This is a genomic window from Drouetiella sp., from assembly GCF_059504425.1.
Genome location: NZ_JCACIN010000053.1, coordinates 56,895 through 75,314, shown reverse-complemented (window position 1 = coordinate 75,314; position 18,420 = coordinate 56,895). Strand labels below are relative to the sequence as shown.

21 protein-coding genes and 1 tRNA gene are annotated in these 18,420 nt (G+C 51.0%); 13 read left to right on the top strand and 9 right to left on the bottom strand.

Going from position 1 to position 18,420, the window contains the following annotated elements:
• Window positions 1-42 precede the first annotated feature (42 nt).
• Together AC5JMP_RS13370 and AC5JMP_RS13365 are read right to left on the bottom strand one after the other, a co-directional pair.
• Window positions 43-909, bottom strand: a complete 867-nt coding sequence (locus AC5JMP_RS13370) for a fructosamine kinase family protein (RefSeq protein ID WP_495851971.1) — start codon at window positions 907-909, stop codon at window positions 43-45.
• Window positions 910-915: 6 nt separating this feature from the next.
• Window positions 916-2,424: a UbiD family decarboxylase gene (locus AC5JMP_RS13365; protein ID WP_495851970.1), complete on the bottom strand. Its 1,509-nt coding sequence runs from the start codon at window positions 2,422-2,424 to the stop codon at window positions 916-918.
• A gap of 343 nt (window positions 2,425-2,767) precedes the next feature.
• On the opposite strand from AC5JMP_RS13365, the gene AC5JMP_RS13360 reads away from it, so the two are divergent.
• Entirely contained in the window at window positions 2,768-4,159 is a 1,392-nt protein-coding gene (locus AC5JMP_RS13360; RefSeq protein ID WP_495851969.1) for an NYN domain-containing protein, read from the top strand.
• A gap of 224 nt (window positions 4,160-4,383) precedes the next feature.
• Here AC5JMP_RS13360 and AC5JMP_RS13355 read toward each other — a convergent pair whose 3' ends face one another.
• Window positions 4,384-5,265, bottom strand: a complete 882-nt coding sequence (locus tag AC5JMP_RS13355; RefSeq protein ID WP_495851968.1) for an Npun_R2479 family HD domain-containing metalloprotein — start codon at window positions 5,263-5,265, stop codon at window positions 4,384-4,386.
• 423 nt (window positions 5,266-5,688) lie between these two features.
• Between AC5JMP_RS13355 and AC5JMP_RS13350 the strand changes: the two genes are divergently transcribed.
• Both AC5JMP_RS13350 and AC5JMP_RS13345 read left to right on the top strand, forming a co-directional pair.
• Window positions 5,689-5,868 carry a hypothetical protein gene (locus AC5JMP_RS13350; protein ID WP_495851967.1) on the top strand — a complete coding sequence of 60 codons (180 nt, stop codon included), beginning with the start codon at window positions 5,689-5,691 and terminating at the stop codon, window positions 5,866-5,868.
• Window positions 5,869-5,885: 17 nt separating this feature from the next.
• Window positions 5,886-5,957, top strand: a tRNA-Gly gene (locus AC5JMP_RS13345).
• Between the two features lie 58 nt (window positions 5,958-6,015).
• On the opposite strand, the gene AC5JMP_RS13340 is transcribed toward AC5JMP_RS13345, so the two are convergent.
• Window positions 6,016-6,192 (bottom strand): hypothetical protein, encoded by a 177-nt coding sequence (locus tag AC5JMP_RS13340; protein ID WP_495851966.1) that lies wholly within the window; start codon window positions 6,190-6,192, stop codon window positions 6,016-6,018.
• A 143-nt stretch (window positions 6,193-6,335) separates the two neighbouring features.
• Between AC5JMP_RS13340 and AC5JMP_RS13335 the strand changes: the two genes are divergently transcribed.
• A complete protein-coding gene (locus AC5JMP_RS13335; protein ID WP_495851965.1) occupies window positions 6,336-6,581 on the top strand; it encodes a helix-turn-helix domain-containing protein in 246 nt (81 codons plus the stop codon).
• A 27-nt stretch (window positions 6,582-6,608) separates the two neighbouring features.
• Window positions 6,609-7,151, top strand: a complete 543-nt coding sequence (locus tag AC5JMP_RS13330) for a Uma2 family endonuclease (RefSeq protein WP_495851964.1) — start codon at window positions 6,609-6,611, stop codon at window positions 7,149-7,151.
• A 129-nt stretch (window positions 7,152-7,280) separates the two neighbouring features.
• Here AC5JMP_RS13330 and AC5JMP_RS13325 read toward each other — a convergent pair whose 3' ends face one another.
• Window positions 7,281-7,748, bottom strand: coding sequence for a PPC domain-containing protein (locus AC5JMP_RS13325; RefSeq protein ID WP_495851963.1), 468 nt, complete (start codon window positions 7,746-7,748; stop codon window positions 7,281-7,283).
• Between the two features lie 470 nt (window positions 7,749-8,218).
• On the opposite strand from AC5JMP_RS13325, the gene grxC reads away from it, so the two are divergent.
• The 5 genes from grxC to AC5JMP_RS13300 all read left to right on the top strand — a co-directional run bounded on the left by grxC (window position 8,219) and on the right by AC5JMP_RS13300 (window position 12,167).
• Window positions 8,219-8,485, top strand: a complete 267-nt coding sequence (gene grxC / locus AC5JMP_RS13320; RefSeq protein ID WP_495851962.1) for a glutaredoxin 3 — start codon at window positions 8,219-8,221, stop codon at window positions 8,483-8,485.
• A gap of 70 nt (window positions 8,486-8,555) precedes the next feature.
• Window positions 8,556-9,545 carry a glutathione synthase gene (gene gshB, locus AC5JMP_RS13315; protein ID WP_495851961.1) on the top strand — a complete coding sequence of 330 codons (990 nt, stop codon included), beginning with the start codon at window positions 8,556-8,558 and terminating at the stop codon, window positions 9,543-9,545.
• Between the two features lie 70 nt (window positions 9,546-9,615).
• Complete coding sequence (locus tag AC5JMP_RS13310; protein ID WP_495851960.1) at window positions 9,616-10,722, top strand: ABC transporter substrate-binding protein; 1,107 nt, start codon at window positions 9,616-9,618, stop codon at window positions 10,720-10,722.
• Window positions 10,723-10,762: 40 nt separating this feature from the next.
• On the top strand, window positions 10,763-11,527 hold the full coding sequence (locus AC5JMP_RS13305; RefSeq protein ID WP_495851959.1) for an ABC transporter ATP-binding protein: 765 nt from the start codon (window positions 10,763-10,765) through the stop codon (window positions 11,525-11,527).
• A gap of 442 nt (window positions 11,528-11,969) precedes the next feature.
• Entirely contained in the window at window positions 11,970-12,167 is a 198-nt protein-coding gene (locus tag AC5JMP_RS13300) for a hypothetical protein (RefSeq protein WP_495851958.1), read from the top strand.
• A 30-nt stretch (window positions 12,168-12,197) separates the two neighbouring features.
• On the opposite strand, the gene AC5JMP_RS13295 is transcribed toward AC5JMP_RS13300, so the two are convergent.
• From AC5JMP_RS13295 to AC5JMP_RS13285, 3 genes are all read right to left on the bottom strand, one after another.
• Window positions 12,198-12,773 (bottom strand): alpha/beta hydrolase, encoded by a 576-nt coding sequence (locus AC5JMP_RS13295; protein ID WP_495851957.1) that lies wholly within the window; start codon window positions 12,771-12,773, stop codon window positions 12,198-12,200.
• A 161-nt stretch (window positions 12,774-12,934) separates the two neighbouring features.
• Window positions 12,935-14,023 (bottom strand): hypothetical protein, encoded by a 1,089-nt coding sequence (locus AC5JMP_RS13290; RefSeq protein WP_495851956.1) that lies wholly within the window; start codon window positions 14,021-14,023, stop codon window positions 12,935-12,937.
• Between the two features lie 334 nt (window positions 14,024-14,357).
• Window positions 14,358-15,230 (bottom strand): S-methyl-5'-thioadenosine phosphorylase, encoded by an 873-nt coding sequence (locus AC5JMP_RS13285; RefSeq protein ID WP_495851955.1) that lies wholly within the window; start codon window positions 15,228-15,230, stop codon window positions 14,358-14,360.
• Between the two features lie 156 nt (window positions 15,231-15,386).
• On the opposite strand from AC5JMP_RS13285, the gene AC5JMP_RS13280 reads away from it, so the two are divergent.
• The 3 genes from AC5JMP_RS13280 to AC5JMP_RS13270 all read left to right on the top strand — a co-directional run bounded on the left by AC5JMP_RS13280 (window position 15,387) and on the right by AC5JMP_RS13270 (window position 17,688).
• Window positions 15,387-16,835, top strand: coding sequence for an FAD-dependent oxidoreductase (locus AC5JMP_RS13280; RefSeq protein WP_495851954.1), 1,449 nt, complete (start codon window positions 15,387-15,389; stop codon window positions 16,833-16,835).
• 170 nt (window positions 16,836-17,005) lie between these two features.
• Window positions 17,006-17,344, top strand: coding sequence for a DUF433 domain-containing protein (locus AC5JMP_RS13275; protein WP_495851953.1), 339 nt, complete (start codon window positions 17,006-17,008; stop codon window positions 17,342-17,344).
• Window positions 17,338-17,688 (top strand): DUF5615 family PIN-like protein, encoded by a 351-nt coding sequence (locus AC5JMP_RS13270; RefSeq protein WP_495851952.1) that lies wholly within the window; start codon window positions 17,338-17,340, stop codon window positions 17,686-17,688. Before AC5JMP_RS13275 ends, AC5JMP_RS13270 begins: the two co-directional genes overlap by 7 nt.
• A 94-nt stretch (window positions 17,689-17,782) precedes the next feature.
• Here the strand turns inward: AC5JMP_RS13270 and dcd are convergent, their stop codons facing one another.
• Window positions 17,783-18,382, bottom strand: coding sequence for a dCTP deaminase (gene dcd / locus AC5JMP_RS13265; protein ID WP_495851951.1), 600 nt, complete (start codon window positions 18,380-18,382; stop codon window positions 17,783-17,785).
• Window positions 18,383-18,420: the final 38 nt, after the last annotated feature.

The window sequence follows — 18,420 nt, the reverse complement described above, 5'->3', positions numbered from 1 at the left end:
GTGTGATACCTTAGCTGACGATTCAACTCAAAAAGGGGTTCCTTAAATCAGGGCTGCGATCATCCGATTTGCCTGAGATTCATAGCTGCCCCCAAACAGATTGAAGTGATTCAGGATGTGATAGAGGTTGTAAAGAGTTTTGCGCCGTGGATAGCCCGGATCGATCGCCCAAACCTCTTCATAGCCCTTATAAAAAGGTGCCGGAAAGCCGCCAAACAGCTCAGTCATTGCCAGATCAACCTCGCGATCGCCATAGTATGCCGCCGGATCGAGAATCACAGGCTCTCCTGCCATCGTGACTGCTGCGTTGCCCGACCACAAATCACCATGCACCAGCGAGGGCAAGGGGCTGTGGGTCAGAATTTCGGGGACGATCGCCAAAAGTTTCTCCTGCTGAGGGAAATAGCCGCCGCGACGCTGGGCAAGCTGAAATTGATAGCCCAGGCGATGCTGGGTAAAAAACTCTGCCCAGGTTGATGTCCAGGGATTGGGTTGAGGGGTGGAGCCAATCACATTGTCATGATGCCAGCCAAAGCGATCGCTCGTGACTCGGTGCATTGCGGCGAGATTTCGCCCCATGAGTTCCCAAGATTGGGCATTGCCGGAGCTGAGATCGAGCCATTCTAGTACGAGATAGGATGAACTCTCGGCTATGCCGTGACAGATTGGCTGCGGTACTCGAATGGTATGAGAGTCTGCGATCTGTTGAAGCGCGAAGGCTTCAGCCTCAAACATAGCGATCTGGCTAGCTTGGTTGAGTTTAACAAAGTAGGTTTGGTGCCTATCAGCAACCCGGTATGCCTGGTTAATGCTGCCGCCGCTGACCGATTGGCGATCGCTAATCTGGAAATCTTGGCAGGTAGCTTGGCTAATGGCTTGGTTAATGTGAGGCGCGATCGTGTGCCACATAGGAAATTAACGAATATCGTAGCCAAATAAGTTGAGATCGACTTCGCCCAACTTCAAGTTGGCCAAGCCATACTCTGCCCAACGCCGCTCTACCATCGCCGCTACTGCCGGATCAGCCTCCAGCGGCGCTCCCCAAGGATGATCGGTTTCGGGCGCAACTTTTGTGGTGGCATCAATGCCCATGCGTCCGCCCAAGCCGACCCGCTCGCTGGCAAAATCTAGGGTGTCAAACGGAGTTTCGGGCAGGATGAAGACATCACGCACGGGATCGACTTTGGACGTAATCGCCCACACGACCTGGCGCGGATCGCGAATGTTGATGCTCTTGTCCACCACAATCACAAACTTGGTGTAGGTGAACTGCGGCAAAGCACTCCAGAATGCTAGGGCTGCACGGCGGGCTTGTCCCGGATAGGCTTTGTCGATCGAGATAATGGCTGCCTTGTAGCTGAGCGCTTCCATTGGCAGAAAGAAGTCCACGATTTCGGAGACTTGCTGCCGCAAAATCGGCGTGTAGATGCGGTTGAGGGCGATCGCCATCATTGCCTCTTCCTTGGGTGGACGACCGCTGAAGGTGGTCAGGTGAATTGGATCTTTGCGATGGGTCATACAGTGAAATCGCACGAGCGGCGAATCTTCTACGCCGCCGTAGTAGCCCATGTGATCGCCAAAAGGACCATCTGGCAACACTTCGCCAGGAGTAATGGTGCCCTCTAGGACAAATTCAGAATCGGCGGGCACTTCTAGATCGACAGTTTTGCACTTTGCCAGATTCACGCCCGAACCGCCGTATAGTCCGGCAAACAGCCACTCGGAAAGGTCAACGGGAATTGGGGTTGCGGCTGCCATGATGATCAGCGGATCGACCCCTAGGGCGATCGCCACCTCCAGTTTTTGCCCCCGCTCTGCCGCCTTGCGCAAATGCCTTGCGCCCCCTCGCACCGAGAGCCAATGCACCGTCATCGTGTTTCTGGACTGGAGCTGAAGTCGATACACGCCGACATTGGGGGTTCCTGTCTCGCAGTCCCGCGTGATCACCAGACCTAGAGTAATGATCTTGCCCGCATCACCGCTGTAGGGACGAATCATCGGCACGGTGTTCAAGTCGAGATCGTTACCTTCTACCACCACCTGATGGCAGGGCGGAAAAAAGTCGCGATTGGGTTTAGCCTTAACCACATCAAACAAGACCTTGCCAAAGTCGATCGCCTGAGAGATTTTCTTAGGAGGTTTAGGCTGTTGCAGCATTCCCAGCTTTTTGCCCAGAGTCTCCAACTCTTCGGGATGCTCCATATTCATTGCCCAGCAAATGCGCTGCACGGTGCCCATGACGTTGATGGCGATCGCATGGGGAGAGCCTTTGACGTTCTCAAACAACAGAGCTGGGCCGCCCTGCTGCAATAGACGATTAGAAATTTCGGCAATTTCCAGATCGGGATCAACTAGAGCGCTGATGCGGCGCAATTGCCCTCTCTGTTCAAGCTGTTTCAAAAAGCCCCGTAGATCTCTCGCCATAATTCAGTCTTATAAAAATAAAGCTTGCAAAGATGAAGCGTTCAAAGGTGAAGCGCTCGAAGGTGAAGCGCCCGAAGGTGAAGCTATGTAAAGTGTCTTCTTATCATTATGGAGGAGATAGGGCATCTGAGGGGGAGCCGCAAATTTTTCTGAAGCTTCGCCCAATATGCTCTATTCAGAGGTTGCAAAGGTACTATTGGCTATGGCGTTTTCACATCCACTTTTCACATCGATTTTTTGCAGGAGTTGCTCCATAATATGAAGCTACTTTTTGGATCGTTTCTTGCCTAATTTTGCGGCAGGAGCGCAGCCTTGGTTTTTGGTTGTTTGACTATCCCCATCTATGGGTTTTGAGGTATTTGTGGACGATACGACTGCCATTCAACAAATGAGTCATCAAATTAGCCTGCTGATCCACAAGGCGATCGTGTTTGTGCAGCAGCAGCAGATGAATTTTTTGGTTGAAAAGTATCGTTCACTTGACTGGAATCAGCCTCAGCGGCAATCAGATTTTATTCAGGCTGTCTCTACGCAAATTGTTAAGGGAGTAGAACGATCGCCCGATTCATTGACCCAGCAAATTGAAAAGATCTTGAGGGCGGTATTTGTCCCTGAGTTTTTCAAGCTCAATATTTACCGATCGCTGCTAGAGAAAATTGAGCGGATCAAAGCCGCGTTTTTCATCCCGGTTGACGGTGAACCGCAGGAGGATCGATCACAGGACGACAAGCCGCAGGAAAAAGCGATCGCTATTCTGCTGCTGGATGCCGAAAATATCAAGCTTTCTGTTGAAGAAGAGCGCTTTTTGCAACATAGCTGTGATTACTCGATTCCCATCAAGATCGCCTTTGCCAACTGGCGCACGATGGGCAGATATGATGCGGCGTTTCACGCTCGCGGCTACCAGTTGATTCATGTGCCGCTGGGTAAGAATAGCGCAGACATGAAGATGACGGCGATCGGTTCCTCCATTTTCGTCCATTATCCCCATGCCAAAGCCGTATTTATCTGCTCCTCTGATCAGGATTTGAGCCATCTCAAAAATGCCCTGCAAGCTCATGGACTGACGGTGTTCTCGGTTCGCAAGCGGGCACAAATGCTGATTGTGCGCAACTCGGTAACGGGAAAAACCGAAACCTACAGCCTTGAAGCGATTCGGGAAGTACCGACGATCGCCCGAACTCTAATCTGGCTGAAGGAAATTATTCAAGCTGAACATGAGGCTACGGGAACTCCTTGGGTGAAACTATCGCGCATTTCTTCGCTATTTGCCGCTGCCCACGGCATGACCCTCAGCGACGTGACGCGGATTCAGTCGGGCAAGCGCGTCAAGGATATTTTTCTAGAAAATCCCCAGTTGTTTAGGGTTCACCAATTTTTTGAAAGAGGTGAACTCCATATCTGTTTGTTTATTCCGCCGCAGCCAGGAACCATTCCTGTTGCCTCTTTACAGCCTGAGGAGGAAGCCAAAGTCTATGAGATTATTACCTCAGCAGAGCATCTGGAAGAGGCACTGCTCAGCATTTTGGAAGACTTGATCGCCCAGTCTAAAAAGGAGGCTATTTCGATCTCCGAGGTTCACACCTATTTTCAGATAGATTATGGTCAAACCATCAAGCAAGTGTTGCAGACCCTCAATATCAAGCAGCGATACATTACCTTTTTGGCGGCTTGCAATGCGTTTAATCTGACCAAAACTGAGAAAGGATGGCTGATTTCACCCGCGAAAATCTGATCGGGCTAACTGAAGCTCTACCTTTCGCATTCTGGCACTGCTGGTTTTATGGAGCGCTACGCATTTAGATCCAATGAGATATTTTTTGAGAGCCGCGCTCCGCGCGGCTCTCAAAAAATATCTCGTCCTAACTCAACGAACCTCTTGCAGATTAAAGCTTTGGGATTAGGTTTAGTGGGAGCTGCGCCCCACTAAACCTAATTTGCAAGAGGTCTAAGCGTGAACTAAGCAGAAACCGCTTTATCAACGTGGTGAGCTTTGTCTGGATTGTAGTCGGCACTCATGGGTTCATGCTCCACCACAAAGACATTGGAATAAAGATTGGCAATCACCTGTTTACCTTGCTGCGTTAGCTCCAAATAGCGCAACCCATCTTTGACGTAAGGATACACGCCATTCCAGTAAAACTTGGGGTAATTCTGCCGCAAATCTCCAGGATGCCGATATCCCAGAGCTTTCGCAACACCCGTCTCTTCAAATTCGTAATACAGTGCCCCAATTTTTTTCAGGTAGCGCGGATCGCTGAGCTGCCCGATCAAATCTGAAGCGCGAATCAAGCCCGGAAAGTTTAGAGTGTCCTGATGATCTTCGGCGTTGGGAACTGGAAACCGCGTCAGCTCAATATTTTGCTTTACCCGACTGGCATCAATTAGGCTGTGTCCGCCAAACCGCTCTTCTACGAATAGCTTGGCGCGATCGACATGATAGGGAGTCAGGCTAGCATCGGAACAGCCCGGTGCCAAATACACCATTTCACCATTGCCTTTGTCGTACCAGGTTTCCTGATCGTTACGGCAGACTCCTTTCACATAGCCTATGTCGTGACAAACCAGGGCAATCACAAAATGCAGCCAGTCTTCGCAAGATACGCCACCCTCGCGGATGTGCCGTCCCCGCAGAATTTCTTGCCCGACCAGCGTCACTAAAATTGTATGCTCGACGTTGTGGTAGAGCGCATCGCTATTGGCGATGTTTTCTAACGCCATGGCTCCGACCCAGCCAATAATGTCTTCATAATCGTGCTTCCAGCCGCCATAGGTGCGACGGTAGCCCTCTTTGAGCTGGCGCACGAAGTCATCAATCAAAAGCTCAGTAGCGTTATACATTCTGGATACTCCCTTATCTGAGTCAGGGGGGGCGAAAATCGGGCTAGGACTCGCATCAGCCCAATGGATCAGTTTGTGTTAAAGAATCTGTGTTGGAAAGTTTTGTTTTAACGATTTTGACTTTGACAATGTGCGGATCAGGGTTATGCGGATCGGGGTTATGCGGATCAGGGTTGTGCAGACTTAGAGTTGTGCAAATTAAACTTTTGCGATCGCCCCTATGGAATACAGCCTCAATTCCAGGGTACCCATATCTAGCGATACCTGTACCTTATCGCAGTCCGATTCTTAATAGTGTGAGCGGATAGACACTTAGGTGTGAGTTGGCTCAATTCTGTAATAGCTTCTGTCGCCTACAATGCGGGGGAGCTGATCAGCATGGGTGCCACTGTAAACCTCTGTAAAGTATGAAGCTGGTTTCTATTGCTGGGCGCGTCAGCAGTCTCGGTTCCTAGGCAACGGGGAAAATCAGACATTGAGTATCTCATTGAGAAAATTGCTGAGTTGGGCAGTAAGCATGAACAGCAGTCGGAGTTGTGGCGGCGGATTCTTTTTGCTTACTTACTCGCGGGTGAAGTGCGCTATGATGTTGACCTGGTATAAACATTGATCTACGAAATGCGGGCGTAATTCAGTGGTAGAATGTCACCTTCCCAAGGTGAACGTCGTGGGTTCGAGTCCCATCGCCCGCTTGGTTAAAGAGTCTTAAAGCTTGTAGTAAGGATCGCGAAGCAGATGCGATCGAGAATTTTAAACAACCTCGAAGCAAACGACGACATTTTTGGGTGAGCCGATGAGTTTTCCCAATCTTTGACGGTAGGCTTCTGCTTCGTTGCGAGCTTCGACGTGAGCGCTCAGCCGAACAGTGTTGAAGCGATCGACAAATTTACGCTCACCGTTGGGCGTGTAGAACCAAACTGACCACATAGGGCAATGTCCCGTGCTAAATGTTTTGTGTTGAACGTTCTGGAAGTCCCAACACTACCCTTAAAGTTTTAAGGCTGTCAATACTTTAAGGGTAAAACTTTAAGCTAAAGACTTTTAGGGCAATATATTGGTATTAATCCTTTATGGGAAAAGTGCCAGTGTCTAAAGTTGCCGAACTCCGTAAGCGTGTTGGATTGACCCAACGGCAATTAGCCGATGAGGTGGGTGTCACGGAGTCTACAATTTCTAATTGGGAACAGGGGCGGAACTCTCTGGTTTGGCTTGAGCGTGTTGCGAAGCTCTGCCATGCTTTGAAATGTACGCCGGATCAATTGATTGATTACATAGATCCTGATTCTGAATCAGTGTCGAAGTCTGAGTTAAAGTAATCTGCATCAAAATCACTGGAGGTCAGCATGGTCTTGACAGCTAAGGATCTTCAAAAGCTTCAGGCTGAACATCCCGACTTCAGAATGGAATTGGTGAGTGGGGAAATTATTGTTATGAGTCCGTCTGGGTATGAGTCGGAAGAGGTTGCCAGCCGGATGCTGGGCAAGATATTTCCTCATGTCGATGCAAATCGATTGGGACGGGTAACAGGTTCTAGCGCTGGGTTTACGCTGCCGAACGCTGATACTCGTGCGCCAGATGTTTCTTTTGTGGTGGCTGAACGGCTGCGGCGGAGTCCGCGATCGTTTGCTGAACTAGCGCCTGATCTGGTGGTGGAAGTGAAGTCTCCGACGGATAGTGTGGCGAAACTGGAGGCGAAAATCCTGAGCTTTCTAGAATTGGGGACGCGAGTGGGAATTTTGGTGAACCCTGACGACAAAACGGTAAGGATCTATCGTGCTGGACAGGAAGCTATAGCGCTAAGAGATGGCGACATGCTGACGGTGCCTGAGCTACTTCCAGGATGGGAGGTGGCGGTGTCTGACTTGTGGCCACCTATATTTGAGTAAGCAATGTAGGGTTGAATGGATAATCAGGATTTCTGCTCGGCATAATCACTAAACCTCTCACAAATTAGGTTTGGTGGGAGCCGTGCCCCATCAAACCTAATCCCAAAACTTTAATCTGCAAAAGGTTCACTATATTGGACGAAGCCGAGTCAGCTTAAGTTTGAAGTCTCCAAGCCCCTGCCCTGCATAAGGACTCACGCGAATGATGTAATTTCCCGGTCGCGTAATGCGAGAAAAAAGCAGGGAATTAGTAGAGCCATCAGGACCGTCATCGTTTTCGCTCACGGTCGAGCCGTCTGGGGCAATCAGCGCAATAATGGGGTCAAAAGCTTCAGAAGAGAGATCCAGTACAATCTGATCGCCTACTGCAAAAGTCACCACATAGTCTCGGTAAAAGCCGCCAGAACCCGTCGGAATATCTTTGTCGGTCAGTGTGCCCGAAACTTCGTTGCTGGCTGGCATCTGGATAGGGTTATAGAGAGGCGTTTGGGCACCCGCAGATTCGACATTGGCAGATAATGCGCTCAGGGCGATCGCCAACGCGGTCATCGGCACCAGCAGCGGCAGACTCAATTTCGAGACGAGGGGTTTGCTCATGGAAGATCTCATAGAAAACAGTGCGTTATCTCAGTAAAACAGTCAGATTTTGTCAATTATGCCCCATCTTACTCAGCAATTCTCATTTTGAAACAAAGCCCGAAGAAAGCCTGCCTGCGGCAGGCTTTCTTCGGGCTTTGTTGGGGAGGAGTTCCCCGATATGAAATCCATAACAAACGCGATGTGCAACTTGGTCTAAAAGTCTTGTAGGATAGGCTTCTTACCCGTCCGAATCTGGGCAGGCAAGATGGCTGCTCCGCGTAGATCAAGAGCTTTAGAAAAGAAGTCGCACATCGCGTTAATGAGGACTGCTGCATCTTGCTGGCAATGAGCATCAAGAAACGAGCATCAAGAAATGAGCATCAAGAAACGAGCATTGAGAAACGAGCATTGAGACTGGTGAAGCGCACCCAACAGCAGCTAGAACCTGGATTGAATTAAGATAAACAAGGATTGCTACAAGGAATTTTATGGCTGCAAACGTTGAGATTTATACCTGGAGTACCTGTCCTTACTGCATTCGGGCGAAAGCGCTGCTGAACCGCAAAGGGATAGAATTTGCTGAGCATTGTATTGATGGGGATGAGGTCGCGCGGGAAAAAATGGCGCAACGGGCAAACGGCAAATTCTCTGTGCCCCAGATTTTTATCAACAATCAGCACATCGGCGGCTGCGACGACATTCATGCCCTAGATGCCAAAGGCGGTCTTGATCCGCTTCTGCAAGAGGCGGGCTAATGCCCCGAAAGTGAACTGCCTTTTGGATCGACCTGCCCAGCGCTGAGCCATTTTTTTAAGGAGTTACGCGGTGAAATTTGCGTTTATTATTGACCCGATCGCCAAGCTTGATCCGGGGCATGACACCAGCGTGGCGCTGATGGAAGCCGCTCAGGCTTTGGGGCATGAGGTGTGGATTACAGAAGCTCATGGGCTTAGCGTAGTCAGGGGAAATGCTTGGGCGATCGCCCAGCCTGTTTTGCTGAAGCCCGTGCAGCTTGAGAGCAGTCTGGAGAGCGGCGCTGAAAACAGCAAGTGGGTGGCAAAACTCGACTGGTTTACGCTGGGCGATCGCGTTTCCGTTGCTTTAGAAGAGATGGATGCCGTGTTCATGCGGACTGACCCGCCTGTCACCATTCCTTACCTTTACGCTACCTATATCCTTGACTATGTTGATCCCGCGAAAACTCTGGTGGTCAACTCACCTAGCGGCATTCGGGCAGCCAACGAAAAGATGTATGCGCTTCAGTTTGCCGGGGCGATTCCAGAAACGATCGTCAGTCAAGATAAGCAAATTATTCGGGAGTTTGTCGAGCGGCAGGGCATGGCGGTAATCAAGCCCCTAGGCGGCAAGGCGGGAGAAGGCATTTTGTTGATTGAAGCCAGCGATCGCAACTTCAATTCCCTGATCGAAATTAGCACCTTGGGCAAAACGCCGATTATGGTGCAAGCCTACCTCCCTGCCGCCAAAGACGGCGACAAGCGAATTATTTTGCTAGACGGAGAGCCGATTGGCGCAGTGAATCGGATTCCGACGGGCAAAGAGTTTCGTGGCAATATGGCGGTTGGTGGTCGAGCGGCACAGGTGGAAATTACGGAACGCGATCGCCAAATTTGCGATCAGGTGGCTCCGGCTCTACGCCGCGACGGACTATTTTTTGTCGGCATCGACGTAATCGGCGGCTACCTAACAGAGGTCAACGTCACCAGCCCCACCGGAATTCGGGAGATCGATCGCCTGGATGGCGTGAAGTTGGGCGATCGGGTGATGGAGTGGGTGGTAAAGCGATCGCAAAAGTGATGCGGACAGAAAGCAAGAGGGCATCTAAAATCACAGTTAGGATTATGGATTAAATAGGGCCTAGACTACTATGACACCACGCTACCCCTCAGACAGATCGCCCAAAATTACCCAGATTAATCGCCGCAGGTTTATTCAATATGGCGCGATCGCCCTTGGCACAGGTGTAGTTACAGCTTGCGCTGCCAATTCACCTGTGAGTTCACCTAGCAGTTCACCCAATCTGGGTGCTTCTCCCAGCCCCACAGGAGCGCTAACAAAAGTCGGATTTGGCACAAACTGGTATGCCCAGGCAGAACATGGCGGATTTTATCAGGCGATCGCGACCGGAATCTACAAGTCGTATGGGCTAGATGTGACGATTAAAATGGGCGGTCCCCAGGTGAACGGAACGCAGTTGTTGATGGGCGGGGCGATCGAGTTTTTCATGGGCTACGGCTCAGATGCCATCAAAGCCATTGAAGAAGGCATTCCTAAAGTCACCGTCGCGTCTATCTTTCAAAAAGACCCGCAAATTCTGATTGCTCATCCTGAAGCAGGAGCTAAGGATCTCAAAGATCTGAAAGGCAAACCAATCTTCATCTCATCGGCTGCAAATGTCACTTTTTGGCCCTTCCTCAAAGCCAAGTACGGCTTTACTGACGGTCAGAAACGCCCCTACAACTTCAGCCCTGCCCCCTTCTTGGCAGATAAAGCCTCGGTGCAGCAGGGTTACCTCAGCTCTGAGCCGCTCTCCATCAAAAAGGAAGGAGGCTTTGAACCGACGGTATTTTTGCTGGCAGACTACGGCTACGATCCCTATTCCACAACGATCGAGTGCAAGCAGGAGCTAGTGCAGCAAAATCCTGATCTGGTACAGCGTTTCGTTGAAGCCTCCATCAAAGGCTGGTATAGCTACCTAGAGGGTGACTCAAAACCGGGCAATGACCTGATCAAAAAAGATAACCCAGAGATGACTGACGATCAGCTTGCCTTTGGCATTGCCAAAATGAAGGAATACGGAATTGCCACGTCAGGCGATGCCGAAACCAACGGCATTGGCGCTATGACGGACGATCGCTGGAAGTCCTTCTTTGACACCATGGTGGCACAAGGCGTCTTCAAACAAACCACGGATTACAAGCAGGCGTATACGCTCCAGTTTGTCAACAAGGGTACAGCCGCCTACAAGGGGTAGAGCCAGCATCCCCAAACCTACGCCCTATCTTCTGACAGCCATGCTCCAGCCCGTAATTAGCCTCACCGATGTCAGCAAAGTTTATGCTAACGGCACGATCGCCCTTAAAGCGCTGGATCTGTCGGTGCAGACCGGAGAGTTTGTGAGTTTGCTAGGACCTTCAGGCTGCGGCAAAAGCACGGTGCTGCGGCTGATTGCCGGGTTGGGGCAAATGAGCACTGGCCAGATTTATTGGGACAACGGGCAAGCGCAACGGAAGCTGGCGTTTGTGTTTCAAGAGGCGGCATTGATGCCTTGGGCAACGGTGCAAGAAAATGTGTATCTGCCGCTGAAACTGTCAGGTATTTCCAAGCGGGCTGCGGATTCGGCGGTTGCAGAGGCGATCGAGCTAGTGGATTTGCAGGGGTTTGAAGCCGCCTATCCGCGCGAGCTATCTGGCGGCATGAAAATGCGGGTGTCGATCGCCCGTGCTTTAGTCACCCGTCCAGATGTGCTGCTGATGGATGAGCCGTTTGGTGCCCTTGACGAAATGACCCGAAGCCGTCTGAATAGCGATTTGCTCAACCTCTGGAGCCAGAAGCATTGGACGGTGGTTTTTGTCACCCACAATGTCTACGAAGCTGTCTACCTCTCTAGCCGAGTGGTGGTCATGGCAGCTCGTCCGGGGCGGGTGGTGGCTGAGGTGGCGATCGAGGCTCCCCAACCCCGCACCGAGGAGTTTCGGCGATCGCTCCTTTTTAACGACTACTGCCGTCAGATTTCGGCGGCTCTGTCGGGTAGCCAACCTGAACTGTTTGGGTCTTGAATGGGTATAGCTGTCGCCAGCTTGCTGAGGACATTGGGGGTGGGGCGCTTCGCGCCCCACCCCCAATGTCCCCGTCCTAACCGCCTTGGCGGTTGCTATAGCCCTACGCAATTGAGTTAGGAAGAATTATTTTTTGAGAGCCGCGCTCCGCGCGGCTCTCAAAAAATAATACCAATTTGAATTGGAACCGCGACAGATCCCGGTACGGGCTTGGCAATGCCAAGCCCCTTCTGAGGTTCGATGTGCCCACAAATTCGTTTAAATCGGTATAACTCATTGGAGCTAAGCGCGTAGCGCTATACATAAGCCTCCAAAGTGAAGCTTGAAGCAAAACGGGCTAGATGTGTTAGCTGACACACTTTACCAGAGAGGCTACGTTATTCTATTAGAAGGCTAGCTCTAGCCGCAGCTTTCTCTACTCCTTCCTTGAGGTCGATATCCTATGGTTCCCTCTCCTCCACCGAGTCAATTTTCTGAAGATCTCACTTGGGATAGCTTGAAACGGGCGATCGCCTCAAGTTCTGGGTTTCAACGATGGCACGCTGAGCGGGTGTTTACCCAGGCTCAGCTGCAAAACTCCAGCTTAGAGCAGTTGGTCAGCAGCTATTTGCGAGAGACTCTAGAAACCCTAGCGTACTAGAAGCTAGACCAGTAAAAGAGGGCGTGAAAATCAGTTGAACAGGCGAATCCCTTCTAGGAGGCGGTCTAAGGTACTGCTTAACCCCTGTAGCTCTTCGTAAGCGTCAATAATTTTATCTCCATCCAGGATCACTTCTTGGGTGGGATAGTTTTGCAGAACTTCCAAAATGCTAATCTCATTGTCTCCGTTAGCCGACAGCACCAGAGCGGCTCGGATTGCCTTGTCGTCGTCTTGGCGAGAAGAGGTGTAAATATATTGGCTCAGCTGACCCAGGGCAAGATCTCCCACAAAGCTATTTAGTACCCGGTCGAGTGTCACCAGATTCACCGCAACGGGTTTAGTTAAGGTTTCCCGAATTTTTTCGGGATCTTGCCCCGACATCCGCAGATAGGTGCGCAAAGGACGAGAAGTTTCACCTGTTTCAGCAAACTGAGTCAGATCAGCTACAGCAACCGATCGCCGGAAAATTTGATACTTCAACACAACTTTTTCAGCGGCAAAGGCAGGAGAAGTGGCGCTCGGCACCAGTAGCCCTAACCCTACGACCAGCAGGCTGAAGCCCTTGAGCAAACGAGACTGATTCGATCGCCATCTCTGTAAATTCATGTTTTCCCTGAGATTATTTTCCCTTAGATCAATAGTCTTGGCAGCAGTGCTGAATCTGGCTATGAATTTCTTGAAGGGGTCACTCCGCGCCTTCAAAAAATTCATCCATAAAACCAGATAGCCTGCAAGGTTTGCATCACGAACCCTGCAGGCAAGAAGCACTATTGCTGTCTTAGCGTAATCTGCGTCGTGGGGCTAGTTTGATTGCCTTCACGAGCCGTTGCCTGAATCCTATAGCGCAGCCCAGGAACAGATACTGGAATAGAAGGTACCTGGACTTGAAATCGCCCGTTAGCGTCAGCAGTGACCGGATCATCTACGAGAGTTTGTCCGCCAATACTGACTCCCAAAATGGACGCACCTGCCACAATCTTGACATCAACAGTGGCGTTGGGACGGGTCTGTCCTACGAGCGTAAAGCCACTGCTGCCCACCCGATCGCCCTCCTGATGGCTAGTAAAGCGGGGCTGTAGCGTTGCGGCTGGTGGTGTCGTGCTGCCGCCCGAATTACCGCCTTCAGTGCTACCCGTGTTGAAGGCAACTGCCTGAGAAGCCGCCGCAAAAACGCCGACATTTTGACCCTGACGACGCAACCGACCGACTACAGCGCCTTCAGTAAGGCGATCGCCTCGCTGCACTACTAGGCTTGCCGTATACACCCCAGAAGCGGTTTCCCGTGCCGGAATTTCGCGGACTGTGCGGCTGTCCTGCACCAGCAGAAAAGCTCCCTGCAAGCCCGCTGTGCCGTTCATAGTCATGGTTAAAGTTTGTCCGGTGGTCAATACAGCACCGCCGCTATCCTGCGTCACCGCAGAAATTTGTCCGGCGGGTTGGGTTTGCTGCACAGTAAACGCCCAGCTAGCCGATCGAGGCGTACCGTTAACATTTCTAAACTCAACCCGTACCTGCACCTGACCGGGCGGCAAAGGCTGAGGAGAGAGATAGGTGAAAAACTTGCTTGTAATAGTGCTTTGGCTAGTCACATCTCGCCCATTCACAAATACCTTAACGGTGCTGAGGTCAATACCGATGCCTGTTGTTGTGTCAAATTGCCCAGAAATAGAGGTGCTAGGTGACACATTCACACTATTGGAAGCCGGACTAAAGTCTGAAATGCGCTGAGCCAGTAGAGAAGGTGAAAGATGAGGTGAATTTAGCGGTGAGGACTGCGCCAAAAGAGCTTGAGGCATCACGAGAGGAGCCAGCACTAGGCTTGTGGATGTCAACAACGTAAACAGGGAGGGTTGCATCGTAGATACTCTGTAGATATTTTGTAGATATTAGATCTCTTGCAGGTTCAGTAGATTGCAAAGTTCACACTTGATCCCCCCAACCCCCTTAACAAAGAGGGCTTCAGAACTCAAAGTCCCCCTTTTTTCTAGCGCAGCGGCGCGATAGCGCGGGGATTTAGGGGAATCAGACATGAATATTTCTAACGTGAGCATTGGTTTGCGATCTACTGAGGTTAGAGCTTTGGGATTAGGTTAGGTAGAGGCTGTGCCCCTACCCAACCTAATTTACAAGAGGTTTATCGGACAGATGCAGAGATGGGATAGATTCAGGGATTGGATAGATTCAGAGCCTTTACAAATACTTTTTCAGCAGCAGACCTAGCCGTTCTTTAGCAGCGATCGGAGCCTTATCCAGCGGGGTAATAATGGCATATTTAAGCGCTGAATGAGCCTCTGAGGCAGGCGGATCTTGGCTGAGACGACGCACGGTTTCTTGAATGATGCGCTGGGCATTGACCGCATTTTTCATCAGGTTGCCAATCACCATTTCCACCGTGACGCTGTCATGATCGGGATGCCAGCAGTCGTAATCGGTCGCCATAGCCAACGTCGCATAAGCCATTTCGGCTTCGCGGGCTAGTTTGGCTTCTGGGAGGTTGGTCATGCCAATAATGGTGGCTCCCCAGCTTCGATACAGATGCGACTCGGCTTGGGTCGAGAAGGCAGGGCCTTCCATACAGACATAGGTGCCGCCCTGATGCAAAGTAACGTCAGGCAAATCAAGCGAGGCGATCGCCTCTGTCAGCACTTTCGCCAGAGCCGGACAAATCGGTTCACCAAACGCAATATGTCCCACAATGCCTTCGCCAAAGAAAGTCGAGATGCGGTTTTTGGTGCGATCGATAAACTGATCCGGTACCACCATATCTAACGGCTTCACCTCTGCTTTGAGGGAGCCAACTGCCGAAGCAGAAATCAGATACTCCACACCCAAGCTTTTCATAGCGTAGATGTTTGCCCGAAACGGTAACTCAGACGGCATCAGCGTATGATTGCGCCCATGCCTTGCTAAAAAAGCTACGCGGTTCCCCTCTAGCGTACCTAAGATCAGTGCATCCGAGGGACTGCCAAAGGGAGTATCAATTTGTACCTCTTCGACCTCCTTCAACGCATCCATCTTGTAAAGACCGCTACCGCCGATAATCCCAATTTTGACTTGTTCCATACTCACGCCCTATGCTGCATTGACAAGCTATTTTACCGGGAAGTGAGGAGGGAAAGACGGATAAGAGTCGAGAGAAGTTCCTGAAGGAGAAGGAGCGATCGCCCTAGCGGCATGATTGTCTCCTAGAATGCAGGTGCAGACCGATCCTGGTTGATTATGACCTCATATGATTACGACCTGGTGATTGTGGGCGGCAGCGCTATAGGTCGTTATGCCGCAGCCCAAGCTGCGCAGACCGCAAGAGTAGCCTTAGTAGAGCCTGAAACCCCCAATTATCTGAGCGCCCTATACCATTCCACTTTTCTACACGCAGCCCAGCTCAGCCACCAGATCCGCCGATCGCCCCACTGGGGTCTAGGCTGCAATCCGAAATGGGAAGAATCGGGATGTTTGCCTCTGCAATGGCAGGAGACATTAGCCTGGGCAAAAGGAGCCGCCGACAGCCTAGAAGATCAGTCAACCGAAGGCAATTTAGCTTTACTAGCGGCATCTGGAGTCGATGTCATCGTAGGACAAGGCGAATTTTTGCGCCGTCCGCGCTGGGGATTCAGCGTCAAGGGGCGATTGCTGCGATCGCGATCCTTCCTCCTTGCCCCTGAAGCCCCCTGCAGCATTCCAGACCTTGCCGGACTTGAAACGGTGCCCTATCTGACGCTCGAAACCCTGTGGCAGCAACCTTGGCAGACTTTGCCCGATCGCTTGGCAATTGTCGGGAGTGACCCCAGAGGGATTGAACTGGCTCAAGCCTTCAATCGATTAGGAACACGGGTCGCGCTCATTAGTCCGCATCCTCTACTGCCCTCTGAAGACCGAGAGGCAGCAAACCTAATTCAAGCCCAACTAGAAGCAGAGGGCGTGGATATTTTTACTCAGGCGATCGTCCGACAAATTCACCTCTCCGATCGTTCTTCTGAGATCCAAGTTGGTTTGGAGTGGAGCGATCGCGAACTTCATCACACAGTAAAAGCTGATGCTCTACTGCTAGCCACTCCGCCGCAGATTGATCTTGCCTCTCTCAATCTGGACTCTGTGGGCGTGGAGTGGCAACCCCACGGCATTATCGTCAATCACAAACTGCAAACCCGCAATCCTGACATTTATGCTTGCGGCGCAGCGCTGGGGGGCTATGCAGATCTGGCAATAGCACGACATGAAGCGACAGTTGCCCTCAAAAATGCTCGATCGCCGCGATCTTTTCGATCGCTTTTTCTCAAAAAATCTACCGTTCGCTATGAGCAAGTGCCCTTTGTCCTGAACACTGCCCCAGAGCTAGCGAGAGTCGGACTCACCGAGATTCAGGCTCGACGACATTACGGCGCAGATGTAAGGCTCCTAAAGCAGTTCACCAAGACGCTGCCCAAAGCCCAAATCCAGGGAGAAACTACTGGCTTCTGCAAGCTGATTGTGCGTCGCAACGGCGAAATTTTGGGCGCGCACTGGATCGGGACTCATGCTAGCGAAGGCATTGGCACGATCGCCCTAGCAATCCAGCAGAACATCAAAATACAGGCGATCGCCCAACTTTCACTGCCGGGGTTTACCCATGCTGAGGTGCTGCAAGCGATCGCCCAGCAGTTCGCCTCCTGTAAAAGCCTGAGCTTGTAGAATAGTTGAGCTGACTCATTTAGCTATAGCTGTCGCCAGTTTGCTTAGGACGTTTTTGGCGGGGCGCGCCCCGCCAAAAACGTCCCCGTCCTAACCGCTTTGGTGGTTGCTATATGTGGACGGTTTCTGAATGCTTGTTACTGTAGGGATAAACTATCTAGGTATTACTCATGCCTTTAGCAATCGTGGCTGAATCCGCACCACTCGAAACCGATGCTGATGGCGTAGTTAGAGTTGGTAAAACTCGCATAACCCTTGATACTTTGATTGCTGTCTTTAAGCAGGGCGCAACGGCTGAAGAAATTGGCTATCGCTATCCATCACTTCAGCTAGCTGATGTGTATGCAACGATCGCCTTCTATCTCAAACACCAGCAAGAGGTGGAAATGTATTTGCAGCAGCGGCAGCTAGAAGCTCAAGAAGTTCGCAGAATAAATGAGGCAAGGTGCGATCCGCAAGGGTTGCGTGATAGATTACTTGCTCGTAAAGCTGAACAGGAGGCATGTTGAGGCTGCTTGCTGACGAAAACTTTGATAACACTGTCGTTAGGGGACTATTGCGACGTAGACCCAGCATCGATATTATCCGAGTTCAAGATGTTGGTTTATCGGGGAAAGATGATCCAGCGATCTTGGCATGGGCAGCCGAAGAAAACAGGATCTTGTTGACTCATGATGTCTCTACTATTACCCGCTTTGCCTACGATCGAGTAGTGCAAGGTCTATCAATGCCTGGTGTGATTGAGGTTAGTACTGATATACGAATTGGGCAAGTGATAGAAGATATCTTACTCATTGTTGACTGTAGTTTAGAGGGTGAATTGAAAGGTCAGATCCTATATCTTCCTTTCTGAGACACAGCCTAATAGTCGTGCTGCACCGGAATGTAGCAATGTGGTCGGCTGGTATGCAAAAGCTACTGCATCCGGTGAGCAAGAACAGTCAGCGCTAAACCTTTGCTAGGGTCACTTTCTGCGGCTGGTCTTGATATTTGCCAGAGCGATCGGCGTAAGTGGTTTCGCAGGGTTCGCCCTCCAGAAAGAGAAGCTGCACAATGCCTTCGTTGGCGTAAATGCGGCAGTCGGCGCTGGAGGAATTGCTGAACTCTAGGGTCAGATGTCCGCGCCAGGAAGCTTCGACGGGCGTGAGATTGGCAATTAGCCCGACCCGCGCATAGGAACTTTTGCCGATACAAATAACCGTAATATTGGGTGGAATCTCTAGATGCTCTAGGGCAACGCCTAGCCCGTAAGAATGGGCTGGGATGATGAAATAGTCGCCATCTTCGTCCGAATGCAGCGGCACAGATTCCAGATTTTTGGCGTTAAATCGCTTGGGGTTGACCACGGTGCCAGGAATATGGCGGAATACCAGAAACTCCTCTGGCGAGAGGCGAAGGTCGTAGCCGTAGGAAGACATGCCAAAACTTAAAACCTTGCGTCCTAGCCCGTTACCTTCCGCCGCCACCGTGCGAATCAGCTTTGGCTCAAAGGGCGAAATCATTCCCTGTAGCGCCTGTTCGTGAATCCAGCGATCGTTTTTCAGCATTTGCTCATTTCCTTGGGGTCAATATCAAAGGAATTATA

Excerpts from the sequence above, each read along its gene's own strand:
- AC5JMP_RS13370 (WP_495851971.1), bottom strand. The coding sequence starts at position 909 with ATGTGGCACACGATCGCGCCTCACATTAACCAAGCCATTAGCCAAGCT.
- AC5JMP_RS13365 (WP_495851970.1), bottom strand. The coding sequence starts at position 2,424 with ATGGCGAGAGATCTACGGGGCTTTTTGAAACAGCTTGAACAGAGAGGG.
- AC5JMP_RS13360 (WP_495851969.1), top strand. The coding sequence starts at position 2,768 with ATGGGTTTTGAGGTATTTGTGGACGATACGACTGCCATTCAACAAATG.
- AC5JMP_RS13355 (WP_495851968.1), bottom strand. The coding sequence starts at position 5,265 with ATGTATAACGCTACTGAGCTTTTGATTGATGACTTCGTGCGCCAGCTC.
- AC5JMP_RS13340 (WP_495851966.1), bottom strand. The coding sequence starts at position 6,192 with ATGTGGTCAGTTTGGTTCTACACGCCCAACGGTGAGCGTAAATTTGTC.
- AC5JMP_RS13335 (WP_495851965.1), top strand. The coding sequence starts at position 6,336 with ATGGGAAAAGTGCCAGTGTCTAAAGTTGCCGAACTCCGTAAGCGTGTT.
- AC5JMP_RS13330 (WP_495851964.1), top strand. The coding sequence starts at position 6,609 with ATGGTCTTGACAGCTAAGGATCTTCAAAAGCTTCAGGCTGAACATCCC.
- AC5JMP_RS13325 (WP_495851963.1), bottom strand. The coding sequence starts at position 7,748 with ATGAGCAAACCCCTCGTCTCGAAATTGAGTCTGCCGCTGCTGGTGCCG.
- grxC (WP_495851962.1), top strand. The coding sequence starts at position 8,219 with ATGGCTGCAAACGTTGAGATTTATACCTGGAGTACCTGTCCTTACTGC.
- AC5JMP_RS13310 (WP_495851960.1), top strand. The coding sequence starts at position 9,616 with ATGACACCACGCTACCCCTCAGACAGATCGCCCAAAATTACCCAGATT.
- AC5JMP_RS13305 (WP_495851959.1), top strand. The coding sequence starts at position 10,763 with ATGCTCCAGCCCGTAATTAGCCTCACCGATGTCAGCAAAGTTTATGCT.
- AC5JMP_RS13300 (WP_495851958.1), top strand. The coding sequence starts at position 11,970 with ATGGTTCCCTCTCCTCCACCGAGTCAATTTTCTGAAGATCTCACTTGG.
- AC5JMP_RS13295 (WP_495851957.1), bottom strand. The coding sequence starts at position 12,773 with ATGAATTTACAGAGATGGCGATCGAATCAGTCTCGTTTGCTCAAGGGC.
- AC5JMP_RS13290 (WP_495851956.1), bottom strand. The coding sequence starts at position 14,023 with ATGCAACCCTCCCTGTTTACGTTGTTGACATCCACAAGCCTAGTGCTG.
- AC5JMP_RS13285 (WP_495851955.1), bottom strand. The coding sequence starts at position 15,230 with ATGGAACAAGTCAAAATTGGGATTATCGGCGGTAGCGGTCTTTACAAG.
- AC5JMP_RS13280 (WP_495851954.1), top strand. The coding sequence starts at position 15,387 with ATGACCTCATATGATTACGACCTGGTGATTGTGGGCGGCAGCGCTATA.
- AC5JMP_RS13275 (WP_495851953.1), top strand. The coding sequence starts at position 17,006 with ATGCCTTTAGCAATCGTGGCTGAATCCGCACCACTCGAAACCGATGCT.
- AC5JMP_RS13270 (WP_495851952.1), top strand. The coding sequence starts at position 17,338 with ATGTTGAGGCTGCTTGCTGACGAAAACTTTGATAACACTGTCGTTAGG.
- dcd (WP_495851951.1), bottom strand. The coding sequence starts at position 18,382 with ATGCTGAAAAACGATCGCTGGATTCACGAACAGGCGCTACAGGGAATG.